Source organism: Mesorhizobium sp. M0045 (assembly GCF_040323385.1).
In the GTDB taxonomy this organism is placed as follows: Bacteria; Pseudomonadota; Alphaproteobacteria; order Rhizobiales; family Rhizobiaceae; genus Mesorhizobium.
The window spans coordinates 318131-344849 of record NZ_JAMYUY010000002.1 but is presented as its reverse complement, the minus strand read 5'-3'; the positions used below and the strand labels follow the sequence as shown (position 1 = coordinate 344849).

At 63.1% G+C, this 26719-nt stretch carries 25 protein-coding genes; 22 read left to right on the top strand and 3 right to left on the bottom strand.

What is annotated here, in order from left to right; translation table 11 throughout:
• The first annotated feature begins 92 nt into the window (after positions 1-92).
• Positions 93-1370 (top strand): 4-aminobutyrate--2-oxoglutarate transaminase, encoded by a 1278-nt coding sequence (locus NKJ72_RS04360; RefSeq protein WP_352475991.1) that lies wholly within the window; start codon positions 93-95, stop codon positions 1368-1370.
• Positions 1371-1433: 63 nt separating this feature from the next.
• Here the strand turns inward: NKJ72_RS04360 and NKJ72_RS04355 are convergent, their stop codons facing one another.
• Together NKJ72_RS04355 and NKJ72_RS04350 are read right to left on the bottom strand one after the other, a co-directional pair.
• Positions 1434-2036 (bottom strand): sulfotransferase family protein, encoded by a 603-nt coding sequence (locus tag NKJ72_RS04355; protein ID WP_352475990.1) that lies wholly within the window; start codon positions 2034-2036, stop codon positions 1434-1436.
• Between the two features lie 120 nt (positions 2037-2156).
• Positions 2157-3407: an NAD(P)/FAD-dependent oxidoreductase gene (locus tag NKJ72_RS04350; RefSeq protein ID WP_352475989.1), complete on the bottom strand. Its 1251-nt coding sequence runs from the start codon at positions 3405-3407 to the stop codon at positions 2157-2159.
• Positions 3408-3829: 422 nt separating this feature from the next.
• Between NKJ72_RS04350 and NKJ72_RS04345 the strand changes: the two genes are divergently transcribed.
• The 17 genes from NKJ72_RS04345 to trmB all read left to right on the top strand — a co-directional run bounded on the left by NKJ72_RS04345 (position 3830) and on the right by trmB (position 20620).
• Complete coding sequence (locus tag NKJ72_RS04345; protein WP_502901829.1) at positions 3830-5122, top strand: imelysin family protein; 1293 nt, start codon at positions 3830-3832, stop codon at positions 5120-5122.
• A gap of 56 nt (positions 5123-5178) precedes the next feature.
• The gene (locus NKJ72_RS04340; protein WP_352475988.1) at positions 5179-5490 is read left to right on the top strand and encodes a (2Fe-2S)-binding protein; all 312 of its coding nucleotides are present in this window, start codon (positions 5179-5181) and stop codon (positions 5488-5490) included.
• Positions 5456-5941 (top strand): bacterioferritin, encoded by a 486-nt coding sequence (bfr, locus tag NKJ72_RS04335; protein ID WP_023676883.1) that lies wholly within the window; start codon positions 5456-5458, stop codon positions 5939-5941. Before NKJ72_RS04340 ends, bfr begins: the two co-directional genes overlap by 35 nt.
• A 12-nt stretch (positions 5942-5953) precedes the next feature.
• A complete protein-coding gene (locus tag NKJ72_RS04330; protein ID WP_352475987.1) occupies positions 5954-7558 on the top strand; it encodes a di-heme oxidoreductase family protein in 1605 nt (534 codons plus the stop codon).
• Positions 7558-8631 (top strand): imelysin family protein, encoded by a 1074-nt coding sequence (locus NKJ72_RS04325; RefSeq protein ID WP_352475986.1) that lies wholly within the window; start codon positions 7558-7560, stop codon positions 8629-8631. Before NKJ72_RS04330 ends, NKJ72_RS04325 begins: the two co-directional genes overlap by 1 nt.
• A 2-nt stretch (positions 8632-8633) precedes the next feature.
• The gene (locus NKJ72_RS04320) at positions 8634-9740 is read left to right on the top strand and encodes a DUF1513 domain-containing protein (protein ID WP_352475985.1); all 1107 of its coding nucleotides are present in this window, start codon (positions 8634-8636) and stop codon (positions 9738-9740) included.
• Between the two features lie 159 nt (positions 9741-9899).
• Positions 9900-10592 (top strand): tRNA (adenosine(37)-N6)-threonylcarbamoyltransferase complex dimerization subunit type 1 TsaB, encoded by a 693-nt coding sequence (tsaB, locus tag NKJ72_RS04315; protein WP_352475984.1) that lies wholly within the window; start codon positions 9900-9902, stop codon positions 10590-10592.
• Positions 10592-11086: a ribosomal protein S18-alanine N-acetyltransferase gene (rimI, locus tag NKJ72_RS04310; RefSeq protein ID WP_352475983.1), complete on the top strand. Its 495-nt coding sequence runs from the start codon at positions 10592-10594 to the stop codon at positions 11084-11086. The genes tsaB and rimI overlap by 1 nt, the downstream gene beginning before the upstream one ends.
• 21 nt (positions 11087-11107) lie before the next feature.
• On the top strand, positions 11108-11908 hold the full coding sequence (gene olsA / locus NKJ72_RS04305; protein WP_352475982.1) for a lyso-ornithine lipid O-acyltransferase: 801 nt from the start codon (positions 11108-11110) through the stop codon (positions 11906-11908).
• A 62-nt stretch (positions 11909-11970) separates the two neighbouring features.
• A complete protein-coding gene (gene miaB, locus NKJ72_RS04300; protein ID WP_352475981.1) occupies positions 11971-13380 on the top strand; it encodes a tRNA (N6-isopentenyl adenosine(37)-C2)-methylthiotransferase MiaB in 1410 nt (469 codons plus the stop codon).
• An 83-nt stretch (positions 13381-13463) separates the two neighbouring features.
• On the top strand, positions 13464-14456 hold the full coding sequence (locus tag NKJ72_RS04295; RefSeq protein ID WP_352464821.1) for a PhoH family protein: 993 nt from the start codon (positions 13464-13466) through the stop codon (positions 14454-14456).
• A gap of 17 nt (positions 14457-14473) precedes the next feature.
• Positions 14474-14971, top strand: coding sequence for an rRNA maturation RNase YbeY (ybeY, locus tag NKJ72_RS04290; RefSeq protein WP_352475979.1), 498 nt, complete (start codon positions 14474-14476; stop codon positions 14969-14971).
• A gap of 28 nt (positions 14972-14999) precedes the next feature.
• Positions 15000-16073 carry a hemolysin family protein gene (locus NKJ72_RS04285; protein ID WP_254816261.1) on the top strand — a complete coding sequence of 358 codons (1074 nt, stop codon included), beginning with the start codon at positions 15000-15002 and terminating at the stop codon, positions 16071-16073.
• A gap of 69 nt (positions 16074-16142) precedes the next feature.
• Positions 16143-17729, top strand: coding sequence for an apolipoprotein N-acyltransferase (gene lnt / locus NKJ72_RS04280; protein ID WP_352475978.1), 1587 nt, complete (start codon positions 16143-16145; stop codon positions 17727-17729).
• Positions 17730-17866: 137 nt separating this feature from the next.
• On the top strand, positions 17867-18286 hold the full coding sequence (locus NKJ72_RS04275) for a helix-turn-helix domain-containing protein (RefSeq protein WP_023676895.1): 420 nt from the start codon (positions 17867-17869) through the stop codon (positions 18284-18286).
• Positions 18287-18617: 331 nt separating this feature from the next.
• Complete coding sequence (gene metK, locus NKJ72_RS04270; RefSeq protein WP_023719567.1) at positions 18618-19907, top strand: methionine adenosyltransferase; 1290 nt, start codon at positions 18618-18620, stop codon at positions 19905-19907.
• An 11-nt stretch (positions 19908-19918) separates the two neighbouring features.
• Complete coding sequence (gene trmB, locus NKJ72_RS04265; protein WP_352475977.1) at positions 19919-20620, top strand: tRNA (guanine(46)-N(7))-methyltransferase TrmB; 702 nt, start codon at positions 19919-19921, stop codon at positions 20618-20620.
• Between the two features lie 58 nt (positions 20621-20678).
• Here trmB and NKJ72_RS04260 read toward each other — a convergent pair whose 3' ends face one another.
• Entirely contained in the window at positions 20679-20843 is a 165-nt protein-coding gene (locus tag NKJ72_RS04260) for a hypothetical protein (RefSeq protein ID WP_254816264.1), read from the bottom strand.
• Between the two features lie 284 nt (positions 20844-21127).
• On the opposite strand from NKJ72_RS04260, the gene rimP reads away from it, so the two are divergent.
• Genes rimP through infB form a run of 4 tightly spaced genes read left to right on the top strand, consistent with a single transcriptional unit; the run spans position 21128 to position 26655 of the window.
• Positions 21128-21760: a ribosome maturation factor RimP gene (gene rimP / locus NKJ72_RS04255; RefSeq protein ID WP_352475976.1), complete on the top strand. Its 633-nt coding sequence runs from the start codon at positions 21128-21130 to the stop codon at positions 21758-21760.
• Between the two features lie 46 nt (positions 21761-21806).
• Entirely contained in the window at positions 21807-23402 is a 1596-nt protein-coding gene (gene nusA, locus NKJ72_RS04250; RefSeq protein ID WP_023719563.1) for a transcription termination factor NusA, read from the top strand.
• A gap of 38 nt (positions 23403-23440) precedes the next feature.
• Positions 23441-24091, top strand: coding sequence for an RNA-binding protein (locus NKJ72_RS04245; RefSeq protein WP_023719562.1), 651 nt, complete (start codon positions 23441-23443; stop codon positions 24089-24091).
• Positions 24088-26655: a translation initiation factor IF-2 gene (gene infB, locus NKJ72_RS04240; protein WP_352475975.1), complete on the top strand. Its 2568-nt coding sequence runs from the start codon at positions 24088-24090 to the stop codon at positions 26653-26655. Before NKJ72_RS04245 ends, infB begins: the two co-directional genes overlap by 4 nt.
• Positions 26656-26719: the final 64 nt, after the last annotated feature.

Sequence of the window (26719 nt, the reverse complement as noted above, 5' to 3'; positions counted from 1 at the left end):
GACGGTGCCAACTTGAGGAAAACCTGAAACAAGCCCAAAAGAGTCTCAACAGCCATCAAACGAGAGCGGGCGCCGGTCCGGTGAGGGATACGATGACAAATTCAGCCATTTCCGAACGCAAGAACCAGTCGATTTCGCGCGGCGTCGGCATGACCACTCAGATCTATGCCGATCGCGCCGAAAACTCGGAAATCTGGGACGTCGAAGGCCGCCGCTATATCGATTTTTCGTCCGGTATCGCTGTCGTCAACACTGGCCACCGTCACCCCAGGGTGATCGAAGCGGTCAAGGCGCAGCTCGACCGCTTCACCCATACCTGCTACCAGGTCGTGCCCTACGAGAGCTATATCCGGCTGGCCGAACGGCTGAACGGCATGCTGCCCGGCAAGTTCGACAAGAAGACGATTTTTGTCACCACCGGCGCCGAGGCGGTCGAGAACGCTATCAAGATTGCCCGTAACGCCACCGGCCGGCCGGCGGTCATCGCTTTTTCCGGCGGCTTTCACGGCCGCACCTTCATGGGCATGGCACTGACCGGTAAGGTCGTGCCCTATAAGGTCGGGTTCGGCGCCATGCCGGCGGATGTCTTCCATGCGCCGTTCCCGGTTGCGCTGCACGGCGTGTCGGTCGCCGATTCGTTGGCGGCGCTCGACCGGCTGTTCAAGGCCGACGTCGATCCGGCCCGCGTCGCCGCCATCATCGTCGAGCCGGTGCAGGGCGAGGGCGGCTTCTACGAGGCGCCGCGCGACTTCATGACCGCATTGCGCAAGATCTGCGACCAGCACGGCATGCTGCTGATCGCCGACGAGGTGCAGACCGGCTTTGCCCGCACCGGCAAGATGTTCGCAATGGACCACCACGAGGTGGCGGCCGACATCACCACCATGGCCAAGAGCCTGGCCGGCGGCTTTCCGCTGGCGGCGGTCACCGGACGTGCCGAGATCATGGATGCGCCGAACCCCGGCGGGCTCGGCGGCACCTATGGCGGCAGTCCGATCGGCGTCGCCGCGGCGCATGCCGTGCTTGACGTCATCGACGAGGAGAAGCTCTGCGACCGCGCCAACACGCTGGGCAACCGTCTGAAGCAGCGCCTGCAATCGATCCGTGACGAAGCGCCGGAGATCGTCGATATCAGGGGCCCCGGCTTTATGAACGCGGTCGAGTTCAACGATGTGACGAAGGGCCTGCCGTCGCCGGAACTCGCCAATGCGGTCCGGCTGAAGGCGCTCGACAAGGGTCTGATCCTGCTGACCTGCGGCGTCTACGGCAACGTCATCCGCTTCCTCGCGCCGATCACCATCCAGGACGGCGTCATGAACGAGGCGCTCGACATCCTGGAAAGTTCGATCCGCGACGCCCGCGCCGCCTGAGCGGCGAGGATATGGCCTGGGATTCAACTGCGGCGAAGGCCGAGATAGGCGGCAAGCCGCCGTTCAACGCCCTATGCGAGCACGAAATTCGGCAGTCGAATTGGTGCGTGGAAACGGTTCGGAAGGCAACTGTACACCGAGAAAGGCACAAAGCGGCTCCCACCCTTCGGAGGCCTGATAAGTAAGAAGGCGTTCAGGTGGCAGCGTTGATTTCACGGAAGCGTTATGTGCTTCATAGACAGCGATTGCGTAATCACGGTTATCAAATCGACCGCCAAAGACAGTGTTTCCAATCACCGCCACACCAAAGGACTGTGGATCATTGGTAGCAGCATCCATCGTGAGCCCTATTGTTTGCGCCATGCTGTCATACCAGGCTTCGGGGTCACGAACTGTCAGGATAACCTTCGCATCAGGGTAGTGGTCACTCACTTCGCGCCAAAAATGCGCCGTTGGCCAATCGACCGCGGAAAGATAGCGGGCATATGCCGCATCCCAGGTCGGGAGTTGTCCCTGGCCGGCTGCGCGCCACAGCGTCTTCTGCTCGGGATTGGCGTGGACATCTGCCATGTGATGACACGGCCCGAACCCAAGATGCTCCAACGCGAGCTTCAGCGAATATGTGCCAGTGCGACCCATGCCTGCGCCAATGACATATAGAGCCATGAGCACCCCCCGACGATTTCAATTGGTCAAAATACCGCTGTTTCCTTTACTTCGCTATATGTTTGAAGGTCAGCTCCCGGTCGAACCAGACTAGGTCATTCAGGGTGATTGGGTTTGATCTTATCCCGCAGCGCGGACAGGCTCTTCTTCCTGGAAGGCGGCGAGCGCCGCCTTCAGCCCGTCGGGCCCAGTCGCGACAATCTGCGGCGACGGCGAAAAGCCGGCGCCGAGCATCTTGCGGCCAAGCATGTGGTCGCCGGGCCGGTTGACCGATTCGATGCCGAGCAGCCGGCTTCCGGCATAGTGGTAGATAGAGAATTTGTTCTCGGCCACGTCGCCCAGCACGAGATGGCTGTCGCCGCCCGCAATCAGGCCGACCATCTGCAGCTTCATGTCGCCGATATCGGACCAGAACCACGGCACCGCCGAGTAATTGTCGGTGTGGCCGGCGATGGTGCGTGCGGCGAGCCGCGCCTGGTCAGTGGCGTTCTGCACCGATTCCAACCGCACGTCGCCGCCTGTGAACCAGTGCCGGTAGGACGCCGCGTCGCCGATGGCGAGGATTTCCGGCACCGACGTGCGCATCTGCTGGTCGACGCGGATGCCGTTGGCGATGGCAATGCCGGCGGCTTCGGCCAATTCGACATTCGGCACGACGCCAATGCCGATGACGACCATCTGCGCCGGCAATCCTTCGCCAGATGAGGTGATTGCAGCCGAAACACGGCCGTTCTCGCCCTCCAGCCGTTCGATGGTGGTGCCGGTAAGAATGCGCACACCGGTCGCCTCCAGCCGCTGGCGCACATGGCCGGCGATCACCGGCGCCACGGCGCGGCCGAGCAGCCGGTCAACCGCCTCGACCACCGTGACCTTGCGGCCGGCGGCGGTGAGCGTTGCGGCAATCTCAAGGCCGATGAAGCCGCCGCCGAGGATGACGACCTCCTCGCTTTGCGCGCTCAATTCGCGGATCAGGCGGGCATCACTGAGCGAGCGCAGCGACACAACGCCAGAAAGCTTCGAACCCGGCAGCGGCAGCAGGCGCGGACGCGCGCCGGTGGCGAGGATCAGCCGGTCGAACGGCAGCACGCCGCCTGATATCTCCAGCCGGCGGCCGGCGACGTCGATCCGCTCGACCCGGAGGCCTGGCCGGTAGTCGATGGCGCTGCCGGTATAAAAAGCCTCGCCGCGCAACGGCTGCGGTTTTGCTTGCTGATCCTTGATGAAGGTCTTCGACAGCGGCGGCTTGTGGTAGGGCAATTCGTTTTCGTCGCCGATCAGGATTACCGGCCCGTCATAGCCTTCTTCGCGCAGACTGGCGGCCGCTTGCACGCCCGCATGACCCGCACCGACAATGACGACCCCGACCTTCATAACAGCCCGATTCCTCACCCAAATCTAGGACGTCCCGCCAGGTGGCGATTGTCTGGTCCCGCCGCAAGAGCGCCGATCCGGGTCGCACCCGGAACGGCCGCCTGTCAACCGCGTCCTGCGCCGGCATCCCTATACATCGGTGTTAAAGTTGACAGTTCTAGTTTAGAATAATTCTAAACCGTTGTTTCAATTGAATTTTTTCTATGCTACCAGTTGACATCCGGTGTCTTCGCCGTTTTATGGAAGCTCGCGCGTCAGCGCATCCCTTTGATGTCTGGGCCTTGAACCCTTTCGATTGGAGGCATTTCGGTGTCTTTCTTCCGCGAACCGCGCGATGGCGCGACCCTTCTTTGCCCGCTGGCAGCTGCCCGCCGCGGCGCCGGCATTTCATTGATTCCCGAGGAGAGACAGTCATGAGAACGATGATCACGGCACGGTATGGCGGCAGGCTTGCGGCGATCGGCGCCACCGCGATGCTCACGGCGGCGGTGTTCGTGCTGCCGGCCAAGGCACAAACCGATGTCAAGGCGGTCATCAAGACCTATTCCGACATCGCGCTCGCCAAATACGAGGATTCGCTGATCACGGCCGAGGCGCTCGACAAGGCTGTCGATGCGCTGCTCGCCAAGCCATCGGCCGAGACGCTGAACGCCGCCCGCGAGGCCTGGAAGGCATCGCGCGTTCCCTATCAGCAGACCGAGGTCTATCGCTTCGGCAACGCCATCGTCGACGACTGGGAAGGCAAGGTGAACTCCTGGCCGCTTGACGAGGGCTTGATCGACTATGTCGCCAAGAGCTACGGCACCGAGTCGGACGCCAACGCGCTCTACACCGCCAATGTGATCGCCAACAAGTCGATCGAGATCAACGGCAAGAAGGTCCACGCCACCAATCTGACGCCGGAGTTCCTCTCCGGCGCCCTGCAGGAGGCCGGCGGTATCGAGGCCAATGTGGCGACCGGCTATCACGCCATCGAATTCCTGCTTTGGGGTCAGGACCTGCACGGAACCGGTCCGGGCGCCGGCGAGCGGCCCTACACCGATTACGACCTCGCCAATTGCACCGGCGGCAATTGCGACCGTCGGGCGCAGTACCTGAAATCGGCGAGCGACCTTCTGGTTTCCGATCTAAAGGATATGGTCGACGACTGGAAGGCAGGCGGCGCCGCCCGCAAGAACCTTGTCGATGGCGAGCCGAACGCCGCCATTTCGACCATCTTCACCGGCATGGGCTCGCTGTCCTATGGCGAACTCGCCGGCGAGCGGATGAAGCTCGGCCTTTTGCTGCACGATCCGGAAGAGGAGCACGATTGCTTCTCCGACAACACCTACAACTCCCATCTCTACGATGCGATCGGCATCCGTGCCGCCTATCACGGCAGCTACACGCGGCTTGACGGCACTGTCGTGGAGGGGCCGTCGGTGGCCGACATGGTCAAGGCGGCCGATCCGGCGATCGACAAGGAATTGTCTGCTAAACTGGATGTCACCATCGCCAAGATGGAGGCCATCAAGGCGCGGGCGCTTGCCGGCGAGGCCTATGACCAGCAGATCGCCGAGGGTAACGCTGACGGCAACGCCACCGTGCAGGCGGCGATCGACGCGCTGGTCGATCAGACCAAGTCGATCGAACGCGCCGTCGGCACCCTGAAGCTCAATGCCATCGCCTTCGAGGGCTCGGACAGCCTCGATTCACCGGACAAGGTGTTCCAGTAAAACTTCGAAACCAACAGCCACGCGGCGCAAATGAGCGCCGTTAGCCAGAGCGACAAATGCTGATCTGCCATTGCAACATCATCACCGAAAAGGAGATAGAGCAGACGATCGTCGGACTGCTGGATGAGGACCCCTGGCAGCTGATCGTGCCGGCGAAGGTCTATCATGCCATGCACAAGCGCGGTCGCTGTTGCGGCTGCTTCCCAAATGTGGTCGAAACGATCATTCGGGTCACCGAAAATTACCACGCCCGCTCGGCGGCGAGCGGCGTCGACATCGTTTCACACCTGGATCGCGTCAGAGGCCTGCGCGTCCAATACGGGAGCAGATTCCATGAAAGGCGAACAGCAGATCATAGAGCGGCTTAACGAGGCTCTGTTTCTGGAACTTGGAGCGGTCAATCAATATTGGGTGCATTTCCGGCTGCTGGAAGACTGGGGATACGCCAAGCTGGCGAAGAAGGAACGCGCTGAATCGATCGAAGAAATGCACCATGCCGACCGGCTCGTGGCGCGCATCATCTTCCTTGAGGGCCATCCGAACCTGCAGTCCGTGGCGCCGCTGCGTATCGGGCAGAATGTCAAGGAAGTGCTCGAATCCGATCTTGCCGGCGAATATGACGCACGCACCGCCTACAAGCGTTCGCGCGAGGTTTGCAACGAAGCAGGCGACTACGTGACGATGAAGCTGTTCGAGGAATTGCTGGCTGACGAGGAAGGTCACATCGACTTCCTCGAGACGCAACTCGACCTGCTCGCCTCCATCGGCGAGGAAAAGTACGGCCAACTCAACGCAGCGTCGGCCGACGAGGCGGAATAAGGACATGCCGGAATGCGGCGCCCCCTAGATTTCTTGCGCCGCTTGCCGGCCGAAGGTTGCGGCCTGCCGGCTCAGAAGAAGCCGCGATACGGTATCCTTCGCGGCCCTCTTCTTGCCGTGGTGGCGACGCTCACAGCCTCGGCGCTGGCCGGAGCGCCGCAACCGGCGGGGCTTGCCACCAGCCGCACCGATCTGACGCCGAAGGATCTGGCGCGCGTCATCGCCATCACCAGGCCGACCAGCGATTTCTCCAAGCCCGAGCAATTCGAAGTGATGCAGGGCGGCGCCGGCACCTCGAAGAAGGACGTCAACAAGGATGCCTTCTCGCAATCCTCCGCCAACATCGGCTTTGAGGAAGAGGGTACCTTCAAGCTCGGCAATGCCATTTTCCGCAAGAACTGGGTGTCGTCGCCATCCTCGACACAAGCCTCGGATGGGCTCGGTCCGCTGTTCAACGAGCGCGCCTGCCAGAACTGTCATCTGAAGGACGGCCGCGGCCATCCGCCCGAAGGCGACAGTGGCACCACCTCGATGTTCCTGCGCCTGGCACGGGAAGCCAGTACCGAGGAGGAGAAAGCCGCGCTCGCAGATCACAAGGTGCTCAACTTCCCCGACCCGGTCTATGGCACGCAACTTCAGGAGCTAGCCGTTCCCGGTCTGCAGGGCGAAGGCAGGATGCATGTCGACTATCAGGAGCAAAAAGTAAAACTGACGGACGGCAGCGTCGTGTCGCTGCGCAAGCCGAGCTACTCGGTTGAGGGTCTCTCCTACGGGCGGCTCGATCCGCACACCACGCTGTCGCCGCGCATGACACCGCCTATGATCGGCCTTGGCCTGGTGGAGCAGATCGCTCCCGCCGACATCCTTGCGCGTGCCGATGCGACCGACCGCGATGGTGACGGGATTTCCGGCAGGCCCAACATAATACGCGACAGCAGCAGCGGTGAACTGACGCTCGGCCGTTTCGGCTGGAAGGCGCAGGCGGCTTCGATCCGTCAGCAATCGGCGGACGCTTTTGCCGGCGATATCGGCATTTCGACGCCTGAGGTGCCGAGGCACTGGGGCGATTGCAGCGCCGCAGAAAAGACCTGCCTTGCCCTACCCAACGGTGTTCAGGAGCGCCTCGGTCCGGTCGAAGCGCCGCCGCCGGTCATGGACCTCGTGACCTTCTATTCGCAAAACCTTGCTGTGCCGGCTCGGCGCGATCTCGACAGACCGGACGTGCTCGCCGGCAAAAAACTGTTCTACGAGATGGGCTGCATCTCCTGCCATACGCCGAAATTCGTCACCCGTCGCGACACCCCGAACAAGGCGCAGGCCTTTCAGCTGATCTGGCCTTATTCCGATTTCCTGCTGCATGACATGGGACCCGGCCTTGCCGACGGACAGGCGGTGGGCGAGGCCACGGGAAGCGAATGGCGCACGCCGCCGCTGTGGGGCATCGGGCTCACCCAGACCGTCAGCGGCAACACCTTCTTCCTGCATGACGGGCGCGCACGCAGCCTGGCCGAGGCAATCCTGTGGCATGGCGGCGAGGGCCAGAAGGCGCGTGGCCGCTTTGCCGCTGCCAATGCGGCCGAACGCGCCGCGCTGATCAAGTTTCTGGAGTCGCTCTGATGCGGAAGCGTCTTGCACTCGCGCTGATGCTGGTCCTCGCCGATGCGCTGCCGGCATCCGCCGCGGTGAAGGCTTCGGATGTGATCCAGCGGGCGATCGACGGCTTCGTCCGCCCGGCCTATGCCAGGCTGCATGACCATGCGGACAGCTTGGCCAAGACCATGCACGCGCTTTGCCAGGCCTCTTCGCAAGATACGCTCGATGCGGCACGCGCCGAATTCTCAGGCGTCGTGGATGCCTGGTCGGTGGTGGAAATCATCCGTTTCGGGCCGATCGCCGAAAACAACCGGCTTGAGCGCATGCTTTTTTGGCCGGACCGCAAGAGCATCGGCCTGAAGCAGGTGCAGGCAGCACTGGCCGGCAAGGATCCGGCGGCCGCCGATCCGGCCCAACTGGCGACAAAGAGTGTCGCCATGCAAGGGCTCGGCGCATTGGAGTTCGTGCTCTACGGCGATGGCGCCGGTCAATTGGCCGGCAAGGGCGACGCCTATCGCTGCGCCTATGGTGCAGCCATTGCCGGCAATGTCGAGACGATTGCCGGCGAGGTCGGCGAGGCTTGGAACAAGCCTAACGGCTTTGCCGCGCTCTGGGCCAATCCCGGTCCGCAGAACGCGCTCTATCACGACGGCACTGAAGCGGTGACCGAACTGGTCGGCGTCTTCATCAACGAGTTGGAAATGGTTCGCGACGTGCGCCTGAAAGGCTTCCTGGGCGCCAAGCCGGAGCCCGACAAACCGAAACAGGCGATTTATTGGCGCTCGCAGAATACCGCACGCTCGCTGACCGGCAATCTGGCGGGCATGGATGCGCTATTCCAGGCCTCCCAGCTTGGCGATGCGCTGCCGCCTGATGCACGCTGGATTGCGGAATCGGTCCACATCCAATTCACCAACGGGATCGAGGCCGCCAAGGCGATCAGGGGTCCGGTCGACAAGGCACTAGCCGATCCGACGTTGCGCCAGAAGCTCGACTACTTCGCACTGGTGACATCCAGCCTGACGACCCTGATCGGCGCCAGGCTGACCGCCGAATTCGGCCTGACCGCCGGGTTCTCGTCACTGGATGGCGACTGATCATGAGGCCGCCGCTGATCGATCGGCGCGATTTCCTGAGGGCCGCGGGCGCTGGTTTCGTGGCGGCGATGGCGCCTTCGGCCTGGGCAAATACACTCGACGCCGACGCGGTCTTCGCCACCGCTTTCGTCAAGCGCGACGGCAGCTATGGCGCGGCCGTCCTGTCCGAGGCCGGCAAGTTGTTGCACACGATCGATCTGCCCGATCGGGGCCACGATGTTACCTTCGACCCGGTGTCTAAGCGTTCGGTGGTGTTTGCCAGGCAGCCGGGCACCTTTGCTGTCGTCTTCGACCATACCGGCCGCGATGAACCGCACACCATTGCCAGCGTTGCCGGCCGGCATTTCTTCGGCCATGGCGTGTTTTCGGCCGATGGCACGCTGCTCTACGCAACCGAGAACGATTTCGACAATGCCGCCGGCGTCGTCGGCGTCTATGACGCGCATGCGAAATTCAAGCGTATCGGCGAGTTCCCGACATACGGCATGGGGCCGCACGAACTTCTGCTTCTCTCCGACGGCAGGACAATCGCTGTCGCCAATGGCGGCATCGAGACGCATCCGGATTATGGCCGCGCCGAGCTCAATATCGCAACGATGAAGCCTTCCTATGTTCTGGTCGACCGCCTTACCGGCGACCTCACCGAAAAGCACGGATTGCCGCCGGCGCTGCACCAACTGTCGATCCGCCATATGGATGCCGACCGGTCCGGCACCGTCTGGTTCGGCTGTCAGTACAGGGGGCCGGGTACCAATCGTCCCCCGCTGGTCGGCCGCGCGCCGCGCGGCAAGGAGTTGCAATTGCTCGATATGCCGCAGGACGTGCTCTCCGGCTTCAGGAACTATATCGGCTCGGTCGCGGCCAACCCTGCCGTCGGCACCATCGCCGTGTCTTCGCCTGAGGGGAATTCGCTTGCCGTGATCGACACGGCCAGCGGCCGCATCGTCGCCACCAAGGCGCTGGTCGAGGTTTGCGGCGTTGCGCCCGATGGGGAAAGCTTCATGGCGACGACCGGCGCCGGCGATATCGTCGAGTCCGGTGGCTCGATACGTTCAGAGCCGGACTATGTCTGGGACAATCACGTGCTGCGTATCGAACAGGTCGGCTAGTCTCGATACCTATTGTGGGGATTGGGTGCGTTGGAACTTACATTCTTGGACCCGCGCCGAAGCCAAGTCGCCTGACGATTTATCCATTATTCCCTTGCGGGGATCAGCCCTGGCGGGCAGAGGGAAGCTGTTTTCGAAACTGTCTCAACCGGCCGCTTCATGAAGTTGCTTGCCATCGACTGTGCCGCCAATCTCTGCGCCGCCTGCGTCTACGACGCGGCGGCCGGGAAAGAACTCGGCCGTTCGGTGCTCGATCTCGGCAAGGGTCATGCCGAGCATCTGATGGGTGTCATCGAAGGCGCGTTGAAGGCGGCCGGAAGCGATTATGCCAGCCTCGGCGCCATTGCCGTTTCAACCGGTCCGGGCTCCTTCACCGGACTGCGTGTCGGCGTCTCGGCGGCGCGCGGCCTGGCGCTGGCGCTGAAAATCCCGGCGATCGGCGTGACGACTCTGGAGGCACTGGCGGCAGAGACCGCAGCGATATTTCCCCGCCGCCCCGTGCTCGCAGCGCTCGATGCAGGCCGCGAGGAGATCCATGCGGCACTTTACGATGAGAGGTCGGTTCTGATCTATGGTCCGGCTGTGACCACGCTCTCGCAAGCCGCAGCCATGGCGATCGACATCTCTCCGGTTCTGGCGGGCACGGCGGCAACCCAAATTGCCGCGGCGGCCGGACGCAGCTTCGATCTCGGTGAGACGGCGGCCACCGCCGACATCGCTGTCTATGCGCGGCTGGCCGCGGCCCAAGGTGCCGGTAAACACGGCGAGGGCGAAAAGCCGAAACCGCTCTATCTGCGGGGCGCCGACGCCAAGCCGCAGGCCGGCTTTGTTCTACCCAGGCAAAAAAACTGATGCGCATTCCATTCCTCCAGCCGCGTCGCAGGGACTATGCGATCGAGCCGCTGACGGTTGCCGACAGCGCGGCCATGTCGGTGCTGCATCGCGAGGATTTCGCGCGGCCGTGGACCGACGACGAATTCGCCGCGCTGCTCGAGCAGGACACGGTGTTCGGTTATGCCGCGCGCGAGACCGGACAGGGCGCCAAGCCGCCGGTGGGCTTCGTCCTGGCGCGGCTGGCCGCCAGCGAGGGGGAGATCCTGACGGTCGCGGTGGCACGCTCGCACCGGCGCCGGGGGCTCGGCTGGCAATTGATGGATGCGGTGCTGCGTGAACTGCACGCACAGCGCGCCGAGGCGCTTTTCCTTGAGGTCGACGAGACCAACGTCGCCGCGATCGCGCTCTACCGGCGGCTCGGCTTCCGCGAGGTCGGCAAGCGCGCCAACTATTACAAGTCGCCGGAGCACGGCCCGACCGGCGCGCTTGTCATGCGCCGCGATCTTCGCTAGCCAAACGCCGGGGTGGTGCGGATGATAGGAAAAATCAGGATTTTCCTGGCGCTGGGGCTGGTTGTCGTCGGCTCATTGGTGCTTGTGCCGCTGCAGGTCTTGTCGATGAAGACCGGGCTCTGGCGCGAGACCTTCATCCTGAAGATCTGGCACAGGATGATCGTCAGGGCGCTGGGGCTGCGCATCCATGTCAAAGGGGCGCTATCCGGCCAACGCCCATTGCTGGTCGCCGCCAACCACATCTCCTGGACCGACATCATGGTGCTGGGATCGATGGTCGACGTGACGTTCATCGCCAGGGCCGACATGGCAGGCTGGCCGCTGATCGGCATGCTGTCGAAGCTGCAACGCACCGTCTTCATCGAACGTGAGCGCAAACGTTCGTCGGGCGACCAGGCGAGCGAGATCGCCCGCCGGATGGCCAAAGGGGCCGCCATGGTGCTGTTCGCCGAAGGCTCGACCGGCGACGGCAACATGATCCTGCCGTTCAAGAGCACACTGTTCGGCGCAGCTACGATGGCGATTGCTGAAGGGGCGGCCGAACAGGTCTTCATCCAGCCGGTGGCGATCGTTTATACGCGCCTGCATGGCGTGCCACTCGGCCGCCGGCATCGACCGGTTGCCGCCTGGATCGGCGATGAGGAACTGATGCCGCACCTCAAGGTGCTGATGGCCGAGGGCGCTCTCGACGTCGAGGTGCATTTTGGCGAAGCGATTGCTTTCTCCAAGGGCTCCAGCCGCAAGGAGACGGCAAAGCAGATGGAACGCCAGGTGCGCGAGATGGTGCAGGCGGCGCTCGCCGAACCGCGCCCGAGCCGGTAGTCTGCGCGGTACCGGCCAGATTCGTCTGTTTTTTGTCAGGGAAAGGCGCTAGAAGCCGCGAAATGGAATTGAACACGATAGAACGCGACGACATCGGCGCTGCCGCCGAAGACCTGGTCGTTCCGCCTGCCGCGACCAGGAAGGTCTTCGTCAAGACCTATGGCTGCCAGATGAACGTCTACGATTCGCAGCGCATGACCGATGCTCTGGCGACCGACGGCTATGCCGCGACAGACGCCATTGGCGAGGCCGATCTGGTGCTGCTCAACACCTGCCACATCCGCGAGAAAGCGGCCGAAAAGGTCTATTCCGAACTTGGGCGCATCCGGGAGTTGAAGGCGGAACGTGCCAAGGCCGGGCGCGAAATGCTGGTCGGCGTCGCCGGCTGCGTGGCGCAGGCCGAGGGCGCCGAGATCATCCGTCGCTCGCCGGCGGTCGATCTGGTCATCGGCCCGCAGACCTACCACCGGCTGCCCGCTGTGCTGGCGAAGGCGCGGACCGGAGAAAAGATCGTCGAGACCGACTATGCCGTCGAGGACAAGTTCGAGCATCTGCCGCAGCCCAAGCGCGCCGAACTGATCAGGCGCGGCGTGACGGCGTTCTTGACCGTTCAGGAAGGCTGCGACAAATTCTGCACCTTCTGTGTCGTGCCCTATACGCGCGGCTCGGAAGTCTCGCGGCCGGTGGCACAGATCGTCGCCGAGGCCGAGCGCCTGGCGGATGCCGGCGTGCGCGAGGTGACACTGCTCGGCCAGAACGTCAACGCCTGGCATGGAAGAGGCGAAGACAGCGAGGAATGGGGCCTTGGCCGGCTGCTGTTCAGGCTCGCAGAGATTCCAGGTCTGGCGCGGCTGCGCTACACGACCAGCCATCCGCGCGACATGGACGATGAATTGATCGCCGCCCATCGTGATTTGCCTGCGCTGATGCCCTATCTACATTTACCGGTGCAATCCGGCTCCGACCGCATACTCAAGGCGATGAACCGCAGGCATATGGCCAAGGACTATCTGACGTTGATCGACCGCATCCGTGCCGCACGGAACGACATCGCACTGTCCGGCGATTTTATCGTCGGCTTCCCCGGTGAGACGGAAGCGGATTTCGAGGCGACGATGCAGTTGGTGGAAGACGTCAACTATGCCTCGGCCTTCTCGTTCAAATACTCTCCGCGGCCCGGCACGCCGGGCGCCGAAATGAACGATCAGGTGCCGGAGGCCGTCAAGGACGAGCGCCTGCAGCGATTGCAAGCGCTGCTTCTGAAACAGCAGCAGCATTTCGGCGCAAGCCTGGTCGGCAGGACCATCGACACGCTGATCGAAAAGCCGGGCCGCCAGGCCGGCCAGAAGGTTGGCCGCTCGCCGTGGCTGCAGCCGGTTATTGTTGATGAAAAGGCCGGCGAAATCGGTGACATTATCCCGGTACGAATCACGAAGACGGGCTACAACAGCCTGTTCGCCGAATTGGCCTGATGGCCTCGGCAGATGAGGAGAGACGGTTGAGCGCTGCTGAAGTCAAGAACCTGCCCCAGAATCTACCCTCTGGGGCCTCGGATATGGCGCACATCGTACTGACTTTCGACAATAACAAGCTTGCCAGCGCCCTTTACGGCCAGTTCGACGAGAATCTGGCCAGGCTCGAGCAGAAGCTCGGCGTCGACATCCGCTCGCGTGGCAACCAATTGACCATCAAGGGCTCTTCCTCAGCCGCCGAGCAGGCACGCCGCGCCTTGGACAATCTTTACGGCATTCTGCAGAAAGGCACTGATATCGGCCAGTCCGATGTCGACGGCGCGGTGCGCATGGCGATCGCCACCGACGACCAGCTGACGCTGCCGACGCTGGAGCGCAAGGGCAAGGTGTCCGCCGCCCAGATATCGACACGCAAGAAGACCATCTATGCCCGCTCGCTGAACCAGGACGCCTATATGCGCGCGCTGGAGCGGTCGGAACTCGTCTTCGGCATCGGCCCGGCCGGCACCGGAAAGACCTACCTGGCGGTGGCGCACGCGGCAATGCTGCTCGAACGCGGCATGGTCGAACGCATTGTGCTGTCGCGCCCTGCGGTCGAGGCCGGCGAACGGCTTGGCTTTCTGCCGGGCGACATGAAGGAGAAGGTCGATCCCTATCTGCGGCCGCTCTATGATGCACTCTACGACATGATGCCGGCCGACAAGGTCGAACGGGCGATTGCCGCCGAGGTCATCGAGATCGCGCCGCTGGCGTTCATGCGCGGCCGTACGCTGGCGCATGCCGCCGTCATCCTCGACGAGGCGCAGAACACCACGCCGATGCAGATGAAGATGTTCCTGACCCGGCTCGGCGAGAACTCGCGCATGATCGTCACCGGTGATCCGACCCAGATCGATCTGCCGCCGAACACCAAGTCCGGCCTGGTCGAGGCGCTGAGAATTCTCGACGGCGTTACCGGCATGGTGACGGTCCGCTTCAATGAAGGCGACGTCGTCAGACATCCGCTGGTCGCCGAGATCGTCAAGGCCTACGACCGTGACGGCAAGCTGGCCAGGGGCTTGGGTGTCGAAAGCTGATATGATTATGCGGCCGCATGGCTGAGGAGCAAAAGGCGGGAGGGCCGCTTCCCGTCGAGATCGATATCGCCATAGAGGCGGGCGACTGGCCCGGCGAGACGACGCTGACGCGGCTGGTCGACCACGCCGTATCGGCCGCCTTTGCCGAAACCGGTGCGGACGGTCGTTCCGAGCTCAGCATCGTCTTTTCCGACGATGCCCATATCCGTACGCTCAATGCCGGCTGGCGCGGCAAGGACAAGCCGACCAACGTGCTGTCTTTTCCGGCTTTTCCCTTTGCCAGGGGCGGGCCTCTGCCGCCGATGCTCGGCGACATTGTGCTGGCCGCCGAGACTGTCGCGCGCGAGGCGGCACTGGAAGACAAGCCCGTCGAGGACCATATCTCCCATCTCGTCATCCATGGCCTGCTGCATTTGCTGGGCTATGATCACGAAACGGATGCCGAAGCGGACCTGATGGAAGCGACAGAGCGCGCAGCACTTGCGAGGCTTGCCATTCCCGATCCCTACACGTAATTACAAAAGACCAATTGACCGGACGATGATGAACGACAAACCAGAGACTGCCGCCCGCTCCGACGCCGGCAGTGCGATCAAGCCTTCCGAAACGACGGAAGAGGGCTCGAGTCCGAGTACCACGACCGGCAGCTTCGCCAGCGAGGCATCGCCTGCCGGTCCTTCCCTGTTCGATCGCGTGCTCGGGCTTTTCAGGCACCGCAACGGCACCAGCCTGCGCGAGGAGATTGCCGGTGCGCTTGCCGAAACGGCGAGCGATGCAGAATCCTTCTCGCCCGGCGAACGCGCCATGCTCAACAACATCCTGCGCCTGCGCGAAGTGCGGGTCGAGGACGTCATGGTGCCGCGCGCCGACATCGAGGCGGTCGAGATCACGACGAAGCTCGGCGATCTTCTGGGGCTGTTCGAACAGTCCGGCCACTCCCGCATGCCAGTTTATTCGGAGACGCTCGACGACCCGCGCGGCATGGTTCATATCCGCGACGTGCTGGCGCATATCACCAAGGTCGCCCGCGTCAGAAAGGGCAGGACGACCAGGAAAACCCCGGTCGCGACGGTTCTCGATCTCGCCCAGGTCGATCTGGCGCGCACCATCGGCGATCTCAACCTGATCCGACCGGTGCTGTTCGTGCCGCCGTCGATGCTCGCCTCCGACCTGATGGGGCGAATGCAGACGACGCGCACCCAGATGGCGCTGGTCATCGACGAATATGGCGGCACCGACGGCCTCGTCTCGCTCGAGGACATCGTCGAGATGGTAGTCGGCGACATCGAGGACGAGCACGACGAGGACGAGCCGATGATTACACAGGCCGGCGAAGGCGTCTTCATCGTCGACGGCAAGGCCGAGATCGACGATGTCGCCAAGATGATCGGCGAGGATTTCGCCGCCGGCGAGCACGGCGAATATGTCGACACGATCGGCGGCATGATCTTCAACACGCTTGGCCGGGTGCCGGCGCGCGGCGAAGTGGTGCAGGCCATACCCGGCTTCGAGTTCCATGTGCTCGACGCCGATCCGCGCCGCGTCAAGCGCGTGCGCATCGTCGAGACCCTGAAGGGCGAGCGGCGGCGCCGCGCCGTCCGCACTGAGCAGGCTTAGGGTTCGTTTGGAGCCAAGCCCGCGGCCTGATAAATCTTGCTTCCTGATTCGCACGACTCGGAAGCATAGATGGAGCGCCAGGCCGGCCGGATAATTCTGCTTTGGGGCTGGCGGCGCGCGCTGGTGGCGTTTCTTGCCGGGGCGCTGGCGGTTCTTGCCCAGGCGCCTTACGATTTCTTCGCCGTCGGTTTCGTTTCGTTCCCGCTGCTGGTCTGGCTTCTCGATGGCGCGACCGGCGAAGCCTCGGACGGTTTTCTGCGACGCTTGCTGCCGGCTTTCGCCACCGGCTGGTGGTTCGGTTTCGGCTACTTTCTTGCCGGGCTCTGGTGGGTCGGCTCGGCGCTTCTGGTCGAGGCCGACAGCTTTGCCTGGGCCTTGCCGTTCGCGGTGGTCGGCATCCCCCTCGCGCTGGCCTTCTTTTACGGTTTCGCTGCCGTGGTTGCCCGGCTGTTGTGGAGCAACGACATCGGCCGCATCGCCGCGCTCGCCTTCGGCTTTGCGCTGGCGGAATGGCTGCGCGGCTTCCTGTTCACCGGCTTTCCGTGGAATGCCGTCGGCTATGCGGCGATGCCGGTGCCGTTGCTGATGCAGAGCGTCTCGGTGACTGGCATGGTCGGCATGAACGCGCTGGCGGTCTTCGTCTTCGCTCTGCCGGCGCTGCTTGCGGCGCGCCAGCATCTTCGCCTGGGCGCGGCGTTGCTTGTCGTTCTCGTCGCCGCCCATGCCGGCTTCGGCTATATCCGGCTCGCCGCCCCCGAAAAAGCGGCGGCCCATAGCCTCGACGTCCGTATCGTGCAACCTGCCGTCGATCTCACGGAAAAATGGGATGCCTCGGTGCGTGACCGCATCTTCGCCACCATGATGGGGCTTTCGGCCAAGGCACCGGAACCCGGCCATAACAGGCCGCAATTGATCCTGTGGCCGGAGACCTCCGTGCCGTTTCTGTTCACCGAACGTCCGGATGCCTTGCCTGCCATCGGAGAGATGCTTGGCGACGGCCAGATGCTGGTTGCCGGCGTCGTTCGCGAGGAAGGCGGCTCGGCGGCCCGCAGCCGTTACTACAACTCGGTCGTGGCGATCGACGACAGGGGCGAAATCGTCGATGCCGTGGACAAGGTCCACCTGGTGCCCTTCGGCGAATATCTGCCTTTCGCCGATCTGCTCGGCCGCTTCGGGCTTGAGCAGCTTGTTGCCGGTCCGATGACCTTCGCGGCGGGCAATGAGCGGCACCCGATCACGCTGCCCGGCGGTATCCGAGCGCTGCCATTTATTTGCTATGAGGTCATCTTCTCCGATCTCGTCGCGGTTGACGCAACGTCAGCCGAGCTTATTGTGAACGTCACCAATGACGCCTGGTTCGGCGACACGCCAGGGCCGTACCAGCACTTCAGGCAGGCGCAGATCCGGGCGGTGGAGAATGGGGTACCCCTGTTGCGCGCGGCTAATAACGGCATTTCGGCCGTTGTCGACCCGCGCGGCCGCATCGTCGACGCGCTGGCAATCGATGCACGCGGCGCCATCGATGTGCGTGTGCCGATCTCCAACCAAGCCATCGTTTCCTCCGGCCAACGACGCATTAACGGAATGCTGATCATGTTTTTGCTCGCCGTAGCGGCATGCATTTTGAACGTAAGGCAAAGGCTACGGGCGAATTGACAGCCGACACATTAGAAACTCATACTGTAAGCGCCTGAAAATTTTCGAAGTCGATAAGGTCGTTCTGTTGGGGCACGGGCCGCGGCGTCGTTTGGGCAGCAAAATAGAAAAAGCCGGAAAAATTCGGCGAGGACAAAATGACAGAAGAAAACAAGAAAAAGCCGAATCCGATCGACATCCACGTCGGAAGCCGCATCCGGCTTCGCCGCAATATGCTGGGAATGAGCCAGGAAAAACTGGGCGAAAACCTCGGCATAACGTTCCAGCAGATCCAAAAGTACGAAAAGGGCACCAATCGCGTCGGCGCCAGCCGTTTGCAGGCAATCGCCTCCATACTCGGCGTGCCCGTCGCCTTCTTTTTCGAGGATGCGCCCGGTCAGGAGCCCGTGGGCAACCGTGGATTTGCCGAGGATGCGTCGATGACCTCCGCCGTCGAATTCTGCGGCAGCCCGGAAGGGCTCCAGCTGAATCGCGCCTTCGTCAAGATCGCCGACGTGAAAGTGCGCCGTAAGATAATTGAGCTTGTGAAGTCGCTCTCCACCGACGAGGTCGATTGACTGGCTCGCGAAGAGTTCAAAGAGGTAGAGTTCGTCGTGGCTGGGCAGGCAATTTCTCGCGCTTGCCCGCATCGAGGGATGTGCATTCCGCAGATGCGCCAAAGCGCGGATCGATTTTGCTCGACGCGCTTCCTCGAAGCCGTTTTCCCTCAGTCTGTTGGCGCAAGGGCTGATCGCAGTGCGCCCTGCCGCCGTCTCGGGATGCAAAGATAAATAACGTCAAAATTCATGCCAGAACGGCTGCATGGCTTGACGACCGGCGCCCGGCACCGTTAACAACTGGCGCGCCAAAATCGGCGGCCTGCCGATATTTTTTCAAGAGGGGACACCCGTGACGCGGCACAATTACTTCTTCACCTCGGAATCCGTTGCCGAGGGCCATCCCGACAAGGTCTGCGACCGCATCTCCGACGAGATTGTCGATCTCGTCTATCGCGAAGCCAGAAAGACCGGCATGGACCCGTGGAAGGTCCGCGTTGCCTGCGAGACGCTTGCGACAACCAATCGCGTTGTCATCGCCGGCGAGGTGCGCGTCCCCGAGACGCTGCTCAAGAAGGACAAGGAGGGCAATGTCCTGAAGGATGCGGCAGGCCATCCGATTGTCAACCCGGCCAAGTTCAAGTCGGTCGCCCGCAAGGCAATCCGCGAAATCGGCTACGAGCAGGCCGGCTTCCACTGGAAGACGGCCAAGATCGAGGTCCTGCTGCACGGCCAGTCGCCGGATATCGGCCAAGGCGTAGACAACGCCTCCGACCGGCAAGGTGAGGAGGGAGCCGGCGACCAGGGCATCATGTTTGGCTATGCCTGCCGCGAAACCCCGGACCTGATGCCTGCGCCGATCTATTACAGCCACAAGATCCTCGAACTGCTGGCCGCTGCGCGCCATGAAGGCAGCGGTGATGCAGGCAGGCTCGGGCCGGATGCCAAGAGCCAGGTCACCGTCCGCTATGTCGACGGCAAAGCGGCGGAAGTGACGCAGATCGTGCTGTCGACCCAACATCTCGATGAGACGTGGGATTCGAAGAAGGTGCGCAACGTCGTCGAGCCCTATATTCGCGAAGCACTGGGCGACCTGAAGATCGCCGACAATTGCAACTGGTACATCAACCCGACCGGCAAGTTCGTCATCGGCGGGCCCGACGGCGACGCCGGCCTGACCGGCCGCAAGATCATCGTCGACACCTACGGTGGGGCTGCGCCCCATGGCGGCGGCGCTTTCTCCGGCAAGGACACCACCAAGGTCGACCGCTCGGCCGCCTATGCGGCGCGCTATCTCGCCAAGAACGTGGTTGCCGCGAAGCTCGCCGATCGCTGCACTATCCAGCTTTCCTATGCGATCGGTGTCGCCCAGCCGCTGTCGATCTACGTCGACCTCCACGGCACCGGCAAGGTCGACGAGGCAAAGCTCGAGCGTGCACTGCGCACCGTGATGGACCTGTCGCCGTCCGGCATCCGCCGCCACCTCGATCTCAACAAGCCGATCTATGCCAAGACGTCGTCTTACGGCCATTTTGGCCGCAAGGCCGGCCGCGACGGATCCTTCTCCTGGGAGAAGACCGATCTCGCCAAGGCGCTCAAGGACGCTCTCGCCGAACCGGTCGCCGAAGCAGTCGCCGCCTAACCGCGGCGCCTATGGACCCGAAGGACCGGCCAAGTCGTGCGACCGAGGCGTTTTTCGGTCGCCGGCGCGGCAAGACCATTCGACCACAGCAGGCAGCGGCGCTGGAGAGCGGCTTTGCCGCCTACCAGCTCGATCTGACGGTTGAACCGCCGGCCGATCTGCGCAGCCTTTTCGAAGCCGGAGTTTCCGCTGTCCAGCTCGAAATCGGTTTTGGCGGCGGCGAACATCTTCTGCACCGTGCTACGGCCAGCCAGGCGACCGGCTTTATCGGCGTCGAGCCTTTCGTCAACGGCATGGCCAAGATGATGATGGCGGTCCGGGAGCGGCCGCTTGCCAATCTGCGCGTCTATGATGACGACGCCACGCGCCTGCTGGACTGGCTGCCGCAGGCTTCGCTTGACGGCATTGACCTTCTCTATCCGGATCCGTGGCCGAAGAAGAGGCACTGGAAGCGGCGCTTCGTCAGCCCGGTCAATCTCGACCGTTTCGCGCGCGTCCTGAAGCACGGCGGAAAGTTCCACTTTGCGTCCGACATCGACAGCTATGTGAACTGGACGCTCCTGCATTGCCGGGCGCACGGCGCCTTCACGTGGCAGGCGAGCGAAGCAGCCGACTGGCATCGGCCCTATGATGGCTGGCCGGGGACGCGCTATGAGGCCAAGGCCATTCGCGAAGGCCGACGGCCAGCCTATCTGACCTTCGTGCGGAAATAAGCAGAAAGTCCGAGCTGAGCAAAGGCGAGCGGCCGAAGGCTCTCGGCGCTCACTTGGCTCAGAAGCGACGGATCTTGTCGAAGGCTGCCGGCTCCATGCCGAGATTGCGCAGATCATGCGCACGCGGCTTGCGACCGTTTTCCACAGCCCGCGACGCTGCTACGGCGCTGCCGAACACGCTAAAGACATCGCCTATGGCTGAAAAAAATCCACGATTGTTCATGATCGTACCCTTTCGAGCGCAGTGATCGCTCCAATTGTGCAATGCAACATAGATAGTCGTGCGTGGCCGGTGCTCAAAGGGGGATCACTGCATGGGCGCCATGCATTTGGCGCAGCGCTGCGGACTCGGTGCCTTGCCGTCATGCAGGACGGGCTTGAAACGAGGACCATGATCGTCTATATCAGCTTCAAATTCTTGGTCGGTATGACGAAGAGTGGGTCCACCCGGTCCCGCTCTTTTTTATTACCTGCCGACCAAACAGGAATCGAGCGACGGAAGACCGAATGACAATGACGGCGAGCGAAGGCGACGACCGCATCATCCGCGAAAGCGGCATCGATGCGCGCATCGCGCTGATCGTTCAGCCGGTACTGCGCGCCATTGGCTTCCGCTTGGTACGTGTGCACCTGTCGGGCCAGAACGGGCTGACGCTGCAGATCATGGCCGAGCGCGAGGACGGCACCATGACGGTCGAGGATTGTGAAGAGGTCAGCCGGGCGGTGTCGCCGGCGCTCGATGTCGATGATCCGATCGAGAAGGCTTATCATCTCGAAGTGTCGTCGCCGGGCATCGACCGGCCGCTGGTCCGCAAATCGGACTTTGCAGCCTGGGCCGGCCATCTGGTGAAGATGGAGACGTCGGTTCTCGTCGCCGACCGCAAGCGCTTCAAGGGCAAGATCGCCGAAAGCGACGCGGACGGTGTGGTGATCGAGCGCGACAAGGCCGCTTACGGCGAGGAGCCGACGGTGCGTGTTCCCTACGATGCGATTGGCGAAGCGCGGCTGGTTCTGACCGACGATCTTATCCGCGATGCACTGTCGAAGGACAACCGGGCGCGCAAGGAAGCCAGGAAACGCCGCGGCGAACCCGAAGACGCACCAGCGGGTGCGGAAGACGAAACCGAACAGGAAATGTGATTGGGCTGCCGGCGGTAAGGTCGGCGACAAGCTCGGGAGAAAGAAGATGGTTGTAAGCGCCAACAGGCTTGAACTGCTGCAGATCGCCGATGCGGTCGCGCGTGAAAAGTCGATCGACAAGTCGATCGTCATCGCCGCCATGGCCGATGCGATCCAGAAGGCCGCGCGCTCGCGCTACGGCCAGGAAACCAATATCCGGGCGGATATCAATCCGAATACCGGCGAGATGAAGCTGCAGCGGCTGATGGAAGTGGTCGAGAAGGTCGACGACTACGCGACCCAGATTGCCATTTCCTCGGCGCGCGAGCGAAATCCGGACGCCCAGCTCGGCGATTTCATTGCCGAACAGCTGCCGCCGATGGATTTCGGCCGTATCGCCGCCCAGTCGGCCAAGCAGGTCATCGTGCAGAAGGTACGCGAGGCCGAGCGCGACCGGCAATATGACGAATACAAGGACCGTATCGGCGAGATCGTCAACGGCACCGTCAAGCGCGTCGAATACGGCAACGTCATCGTCGATCTCGGCCGCGGCGAAGCGATCATCCGCCGCGACGAGCTGATTCCGCGCGAAAACTACAAGTATGGCGATCGCGTCCGTGCCTATGTCTATGACGTGCGCCGCGAACAGCGCGGTCCGCAGATCTTCCTGTCGCGCACCCATCCGCAGTTCATGGCGAAGCTGTTCACCATGGAAGTGCCGGAAATCTACGACGGCATCATCGAGATCAAGTCGGTCGCCCGCGATCCGGGTTCGCGCGCCAAGATCGCTGTCATCTCGCGCGACAGCTCCATCGATCCGGTCGGTGCCTGCGTCGGTATGCGCGGCAGCCGCGTCCAGGCGGTCGTCGGTGAATTGCAGGGCGAGAAGATCGACATCATTCCGTGGTCACCTTCGGCGGCGTCCTTCATTGTCAATGCATTGCAGCCGGCGGAAGTCGCCAAGGTCGTGCTCGACGAGGATGCCGAGCGCATCGAGGTCGTCGTTCCCGACGATCAGCTGTCGCTGGCCATTGGCCGCCGCGGCCAGAACGTCCGTCTTGCCTCGCAGCTCACCGGCTGGGATATCGACATCCTGACCGAGCAGGAAGAGAGCGAACGCCGCCAGAAGGAATTCGTCGAACGGTCGTCGCTGTTCATGGAAGCCCTCGACGTCGACGAGATGGTCGGCCAGGTGCTCGCTTCCGAAGGCTTCACCAGCGTCGAGGAAGTCGCGTATGTCGATTCCGGCGAAATCGCGTCGATCGACGGCTTCGACGAGGACACGGCTTCGGAAATCCAGACCCGCGCCCGCGAATATCTGGAGAAGATCGAAGCCGAGCACGACGAGAAGCGCAAGGCCCTCGGCGTCAAGGACGAATTGCGCGAGATTCCCGGCATCACCACCGCCATGATGGTGACGCTCGGCGAGGACGGCGTGAAGACGATCGAGGATTTCGCCGGCTACGCCGCCGACGACCTGACCGGTTGGAAAGAACGCAAGGACGGCGAGACGAAGGTATTCCCGGGTGTGCTCGCCAACCATGGCGTATCACGCGCCGATGCCGAGCAGATGGTCCTGGCGGCTCGCCTGAAGGCTGGCTGGATCACCGAAGACGAGCTTGCCGCCGAGGGCGTGCCGGCTGACGAAACCGTCGGTGCGTGAGGTGAAACCGCATCGCACCGAACCCGCCCTTGGACGAGATGAACGATCGCACCTGCATCGTCACCCGCAGGCAAGCCGAACCGGATGAACTGATCCGTTTCGTCGTCGGCCCTGATTCGGCCGTCGTTCCGGACATCAAGAGAAACCTGCCCGGCCGCGGTTGCTGGGTGACGGCCGACCGCCTACATATAGACAAGGCAGCGGCCAAAAACCTGTTTGCCCGTGCTTTTAAGGCGCAGGTGACCGTGCCAGCCGATCTTGGCGGTATGGTCGACGCGCTGCTTTCCAGGTCCGCTCTGGGTATGCTTGGCCTGGCCCGCAAGGCGGGCGCCATAGCGCTCGGAGCGACCAAGGTCGAGAGCGCCGTGCGCGGCGGACTTGCACTTTTCGTGCTCCACGCGACCGAGGCTTCCGACGATGGCGTCCGCAAGATAAGCCAGGCGCGACGGGCAACCGTCCACCTCGGCGGGCCTGCGATCCGCGCTTACAAACTTTTCTCCGAGGCCGAGTTGAGCTTGGCATTGGGGGGTACAAATGTGATACATGCTGCCGTTCTCGCGGGCGACGCGGGCAGGGCGGTCCAGAAGCGCATGGTTGCGCTCGACCGATATCGGGGCGGTTCCCCGGACGATCTGGCAATGCTTGCGGCCGTTGCTGACGAAGATGATGCCGCAGAGGATATGGAATGAGCGATACGAAATCGGGCGACGACAAGACGCTGAGTGTTACGCCGAAGAAGACCTTGACGCTGAAGCGCCCCGGTATGGAACAGGGCACGGTGCGCCAGAACTTCTCGCATGGCCGCACCAAGTCGGTGGTCGTCGAGACCAAGAAGCGCAAGTTCTCGCTGCCTGGCGACAAGCCGGAGCCGGCGGCAGCGCCTGTGTCCGTTTTCACGCCGAAGCCGGTCGCGGCAGCGCCTGCCGTGCAGGAAGCTCCCAAGGCGCCGCCGCCTCCCCCGCCGGTCGAACGCGGCGGCATGGTGCTGAACGAGTTGTCGCGCCAGGAAATGGAAGCACGCCGCCGGGCTCTCGAGGGCTCGAAGGTCCGCGACGTCGAGGATCGCCAGCGCGCCATCGAGGAGGCCAAGCGCCGCAGCGAGGACGAAGAGCGCCGCCGCCGCGAGCGCGAGGAATCGGCTCGCCGTCAGGCCGAGGAAGAGGCACGGCTGCAAGCCGAGGCCGAATCCCGCCGCCGTGCCGAGGAAGAGGCGCGCCGCCGTGCGCCGCTCGCCGCCGAACTGGCGACGGTCGATGACGAGGAAGAGGTCAAGCCGAAGCGGACCGGTGCCGGTGCACCGGTGCGCCGTCTGGTCACGCCCGAAGTGGCACGTCCTGCCAAGCCGACCAAGGGCGAGGAAGACCGCCGCCGCGGCAAGCTGACGCTGAATTCGGCTCTTTCCGACGAGGATGCGCGCGCCCGCTCGCTGTCGTCGATGCGCCGCCGTCAGGAGAAATTCAAGCGCGCGTTGCATAACGAGCCACGCGAGAAAGTCATGCGTGAAGTGATCCTGCCCGAAACCATCACCATCCAGGAGTTGGCGCAGCGCATGTCCGAGCGCGCTGTCGACGTGGTCAAGTTCTTCATGAAGCAGGGCCAGATCCTGAAGCCTGGTGACGTGATCGACGCCGACACGGCCGAACTGGTCGCCACCGAATTTGGCCACACGGTCCGCCGCGTCGCCGAGTCCGACATCGAAGAGGGCTTGTTCAACATCGCCGATCGTCCGGAGGACCTGCAGCCGCGTCCGCCGGTGGTAACGATCATGGGCCATGTCGATCACGGCAAGACCTCGTTGCTCGATGCCATCCGCAATGCCAACGTCGTTTCCGGCGAAGCCGGCGGCATTACCCAGCATATCGGCGCTTATCAGGTCGAGAAGAACGGTCACAAGATCACGTTCATAGACACGCCCGGCCACGCCGCCTTCACGGCGATGCGTGCCCGCGGTGCCCAGGCGACCGATATCGCCATCCTCGTGGTGGCAGCTGACGACAGCGTCATGCCGCAGACGATCGAATCGATCAATCACGCCAAGGCGGCCGGCGTTCCGATCATTGTGGCGATCAACAAGATCGACAAGCATGACGCCGACCCGCAGAAGGTGCGCTCGGAACTGCTGCGCCACGAGGTGTTCGTCGAATCCATGGGCGGCGAGGTGCTGGATGTCGAGGTGTCGGCTACCAAGGGCATCAATCTCGACAAGTTGCTCGAAGCGATCCTGCTGCAGGCCGAAATCCTCGACCTGAAGGCCAATCCGGACCGCACCGCCGAAGGCGTGGTCATCGAAGCCCAGCTCGACAAGGGCCGGGGCCCGGTCGCTACCGTGCTGGTGCAGACCGGCACGTTGATGCCGGGCGACATTCTCGTCGCCGGCAACGAATGGGGCCGGGTACGCGCGCTCGTCAACGATCGCGGCGAGCAGGTCAAGGAAGCGCCGCCGGCAATGCCGGTGGAAGTCCTCGGTCTGCAAGGTACGCCGCTGGCCGGCGACCGTTTCGCCGTTGTCAACAACGAAGCCCGCGCCCGCGAGATCACCGAATATCGCCAGCGTCTGGCGCGTGAGAAGGCGGTGGCCAGGCATGCCGGCCAGCGCGGCTCGCTTGAACAGATGATGTCGCAATTGCAGACAAGCGGATTGAAGGAATTCCCGCTGGTCATCAAGGGCGACGTGCAGGGCTCGATCGAGGCGATCAATGCGGCGCTCGACAATCTCGGCACCGACGAGGTGCGCGCCCGCATCGTCCATGCCGGGGCCGGCGGCATCACCGAAAGCGACGTGTCGCTGGCGGAAACTTCCGGGGCTGCGATCATCGGCTTCAACGTTCGCGCCAACGCGCAGGCCCGCGCAGCCGCGGCTGCGGCAGGCATCGAGATCCGCTACTATTCGATCATCTACAATCTGGTCGATGATGTGAAAGCGGCTCTTTCCGGCCTGCTCTCGCCGGAGCGTCGCGAGACCTTCATCGGCAATGCCGAGATCCTCGAGATCTTCGACATCACCAAGGTCGGCAAGATCGCCGGCTGCCGTGTCACCGAAGGCAAGGTCGAGCGTGGTGCGGGCGTGCGCCTGATCCGCGACAATGTCGTCATCCACGAAGGCACGCTGAAGACCCTGAAGCGCTTCAAGGACGAGGTTTCGGAAGTTCCGGCCGGCCAGGAATGCGGCATGGCCTTCCAGAACTACGAGGACATGCGCGCCGGCGACGTCATCGAGTGCTTCCGCGTCGAGATGGTGACCAGGACGCTGTAGTGTCGGCATATGGAGCAAGAACGAAGCCTTGAGTACCGCTTTGTTCTGTCTCCTGCCGATTTTT

Bases quoted from the DNA above. Each gene is read 5' to 3' on its own strand.
- lnt (WP_352475978.1), top strand. From the start codon at position 16,143: ATGGAGCGCCAGGCCGGCCGGATAATTCTGCTTTGGGGCTGGCGGCGC.
- NKJ72_RS04340 (WP_352475988.1), top strand. From the start codon at position 5,179: ATGCTGATCTGCCATTGCAACATCATCACCGAAAAGGAGATAGAGCAG.
- nusA (WP_023719563.1), top strand. From the start codon at position 21,807: ATGGTTGTAAGCGCCAACAGGCTTGAACTGCTGCAGATCGCCGATGCG.
- trmB (WP_352475977.1), top strand. From the start codon at position 19,919: ATGGACCCGAAGGACCGGCCAAGTCGTGCGACCGAGGCGTTTTTCGGT.
- NKJ72_RS04350 (WP_352475989.1), bottom strand. From the start codon at position 3,407: ATGAAGGTCGGGGTCGTCATTGTCGGTGCGGGTCATGCGGGCGTGCAA.
- NKJ72_RS04325 (WP_352475986.1), top strand. From the start codon at position 7,558: ATGCGGAAGCGTCTTGCACTCGCGCTGATGCTGGTCCTCGCCGATGCG.
- rimI (WP_352475983.1), top strand. From the start codon at position 10,592: ATGCGCATTCCATTCCTCCAGCCGCGTCGCAGGGACTATGCGATCGAG.
- NKJ72_RS04330 (WP_352475987.1), top strand. From the start codon at position 5,954: ATGCGGCGCCCCCTAGATTTCTTGCGCCGCTTGCCGGCCGAAGGTTGC.
- NKJ72_RS04355 (WP_352475990.1), bottom strand. From the start codon at position 2,036: ATGGCTCTATATGTCATTGGCGCAGGCATGGGTCGCACTGGCACATAT.
- tsaB (WP_352475984.1), top strand. From the start codon at position 9,900: ATGAAGTTGCTTGCCATCGACTGTGCCGCCAATCTCTGCGCCGCCTGC.
- bfr (WP_023676883.1), top strand. From the start codon at position 5,456: ATGAAAGGCGAACAGCAGATCATAGAGCGGCTTAACGAGGCTCTGTTT.
- NKJ72_RS04345 (WP_502901829.1), top strand. From the start codon at position 3,830: ATGATCACGGCACGGTATGGCGGCAGGCTTGCGGCGATCGGCGCCACC.
- olsA (WP_352475982.1), top strand. From the start codon at position 11,108: ATGATAGGAAAAATCAGGATTTTCCTGGCGCTGGGGCTGGTTGTCGTC.
- NKJ72_RS04275 (WP_023676895.1), top strand. From the start codon at position 17,867: ATGACAGAAGAAAACAAGAAAAAGCCGAATCCGATCGACATCCACGTC.
- infB (WP_352475975.1), top strand. From the start codon at position 24,088: ATGAGCGATACGAAATCGGGCGACGACAAGACGCTGAGTGTTACGCCG.
- NKJ72_RS04260 (WP_254816264.1), bottom strand. From the start codon at position 20,843: ATGAACAATCGTGGATTTTTTTCAGCCATAGGCGATGTCTTTAGCGTG.
- NKJ72_RS04245 (WP_023719562.1), top strand. From the start codon at position 23,441: ATGAACGATCGCACCTGCATCGTCACCCGCAGGCAAGCCGAACCGGAT.
- NKJ72_RS04285 (WP_254816261.1), top strand. From the start codon at position 15,000: ATGAACGACAAACCAGAGACTGCCGCCCGCTCCGACGCCGGCAGTGCG.
- NKJ72_RS04360 (WP_352475991.1), top strand. From the start codon at position 93: ATGACAAATTCAGCCATTTCCGAACGCAAGAACCAGTCGATTTCGCGC.
- rimP (WP_352475976.1), top strand. From the start codon at position 21,128: ATGACAATGACGGCGAGCGAAGGCGACGACCGCATCATCCGCGAAAGC.
- ybeY (WP_352475979.1), top strand. From the start codon at position 14,474: ATGGCTGAGGAGCAAAAGGCGGGAGGGCCGCTTCCCGTCGAGATCGAT.
- NKJ72_RS04295 (WP_352464821.1), top strand. From the start codon at position 13,464: ATGGCGCACATCGTACTGACTTTCGACAATAACAAGCTTGCCAGCGCC.
- miaB (WP_352475981.1), top strand. From the start codon at position 11,971: ATGGAATTGAACACGATAGAACGCGACGACATCGGCGCTGCCGCCGAA.
- NKJ72_RS04320 (WP_352475985.1), top strand. From the start codon at position 8,634: ATGAGGCCGCCGCTGATCGATCGGCGCGATTTCCTGAGGGCCGCGGGC.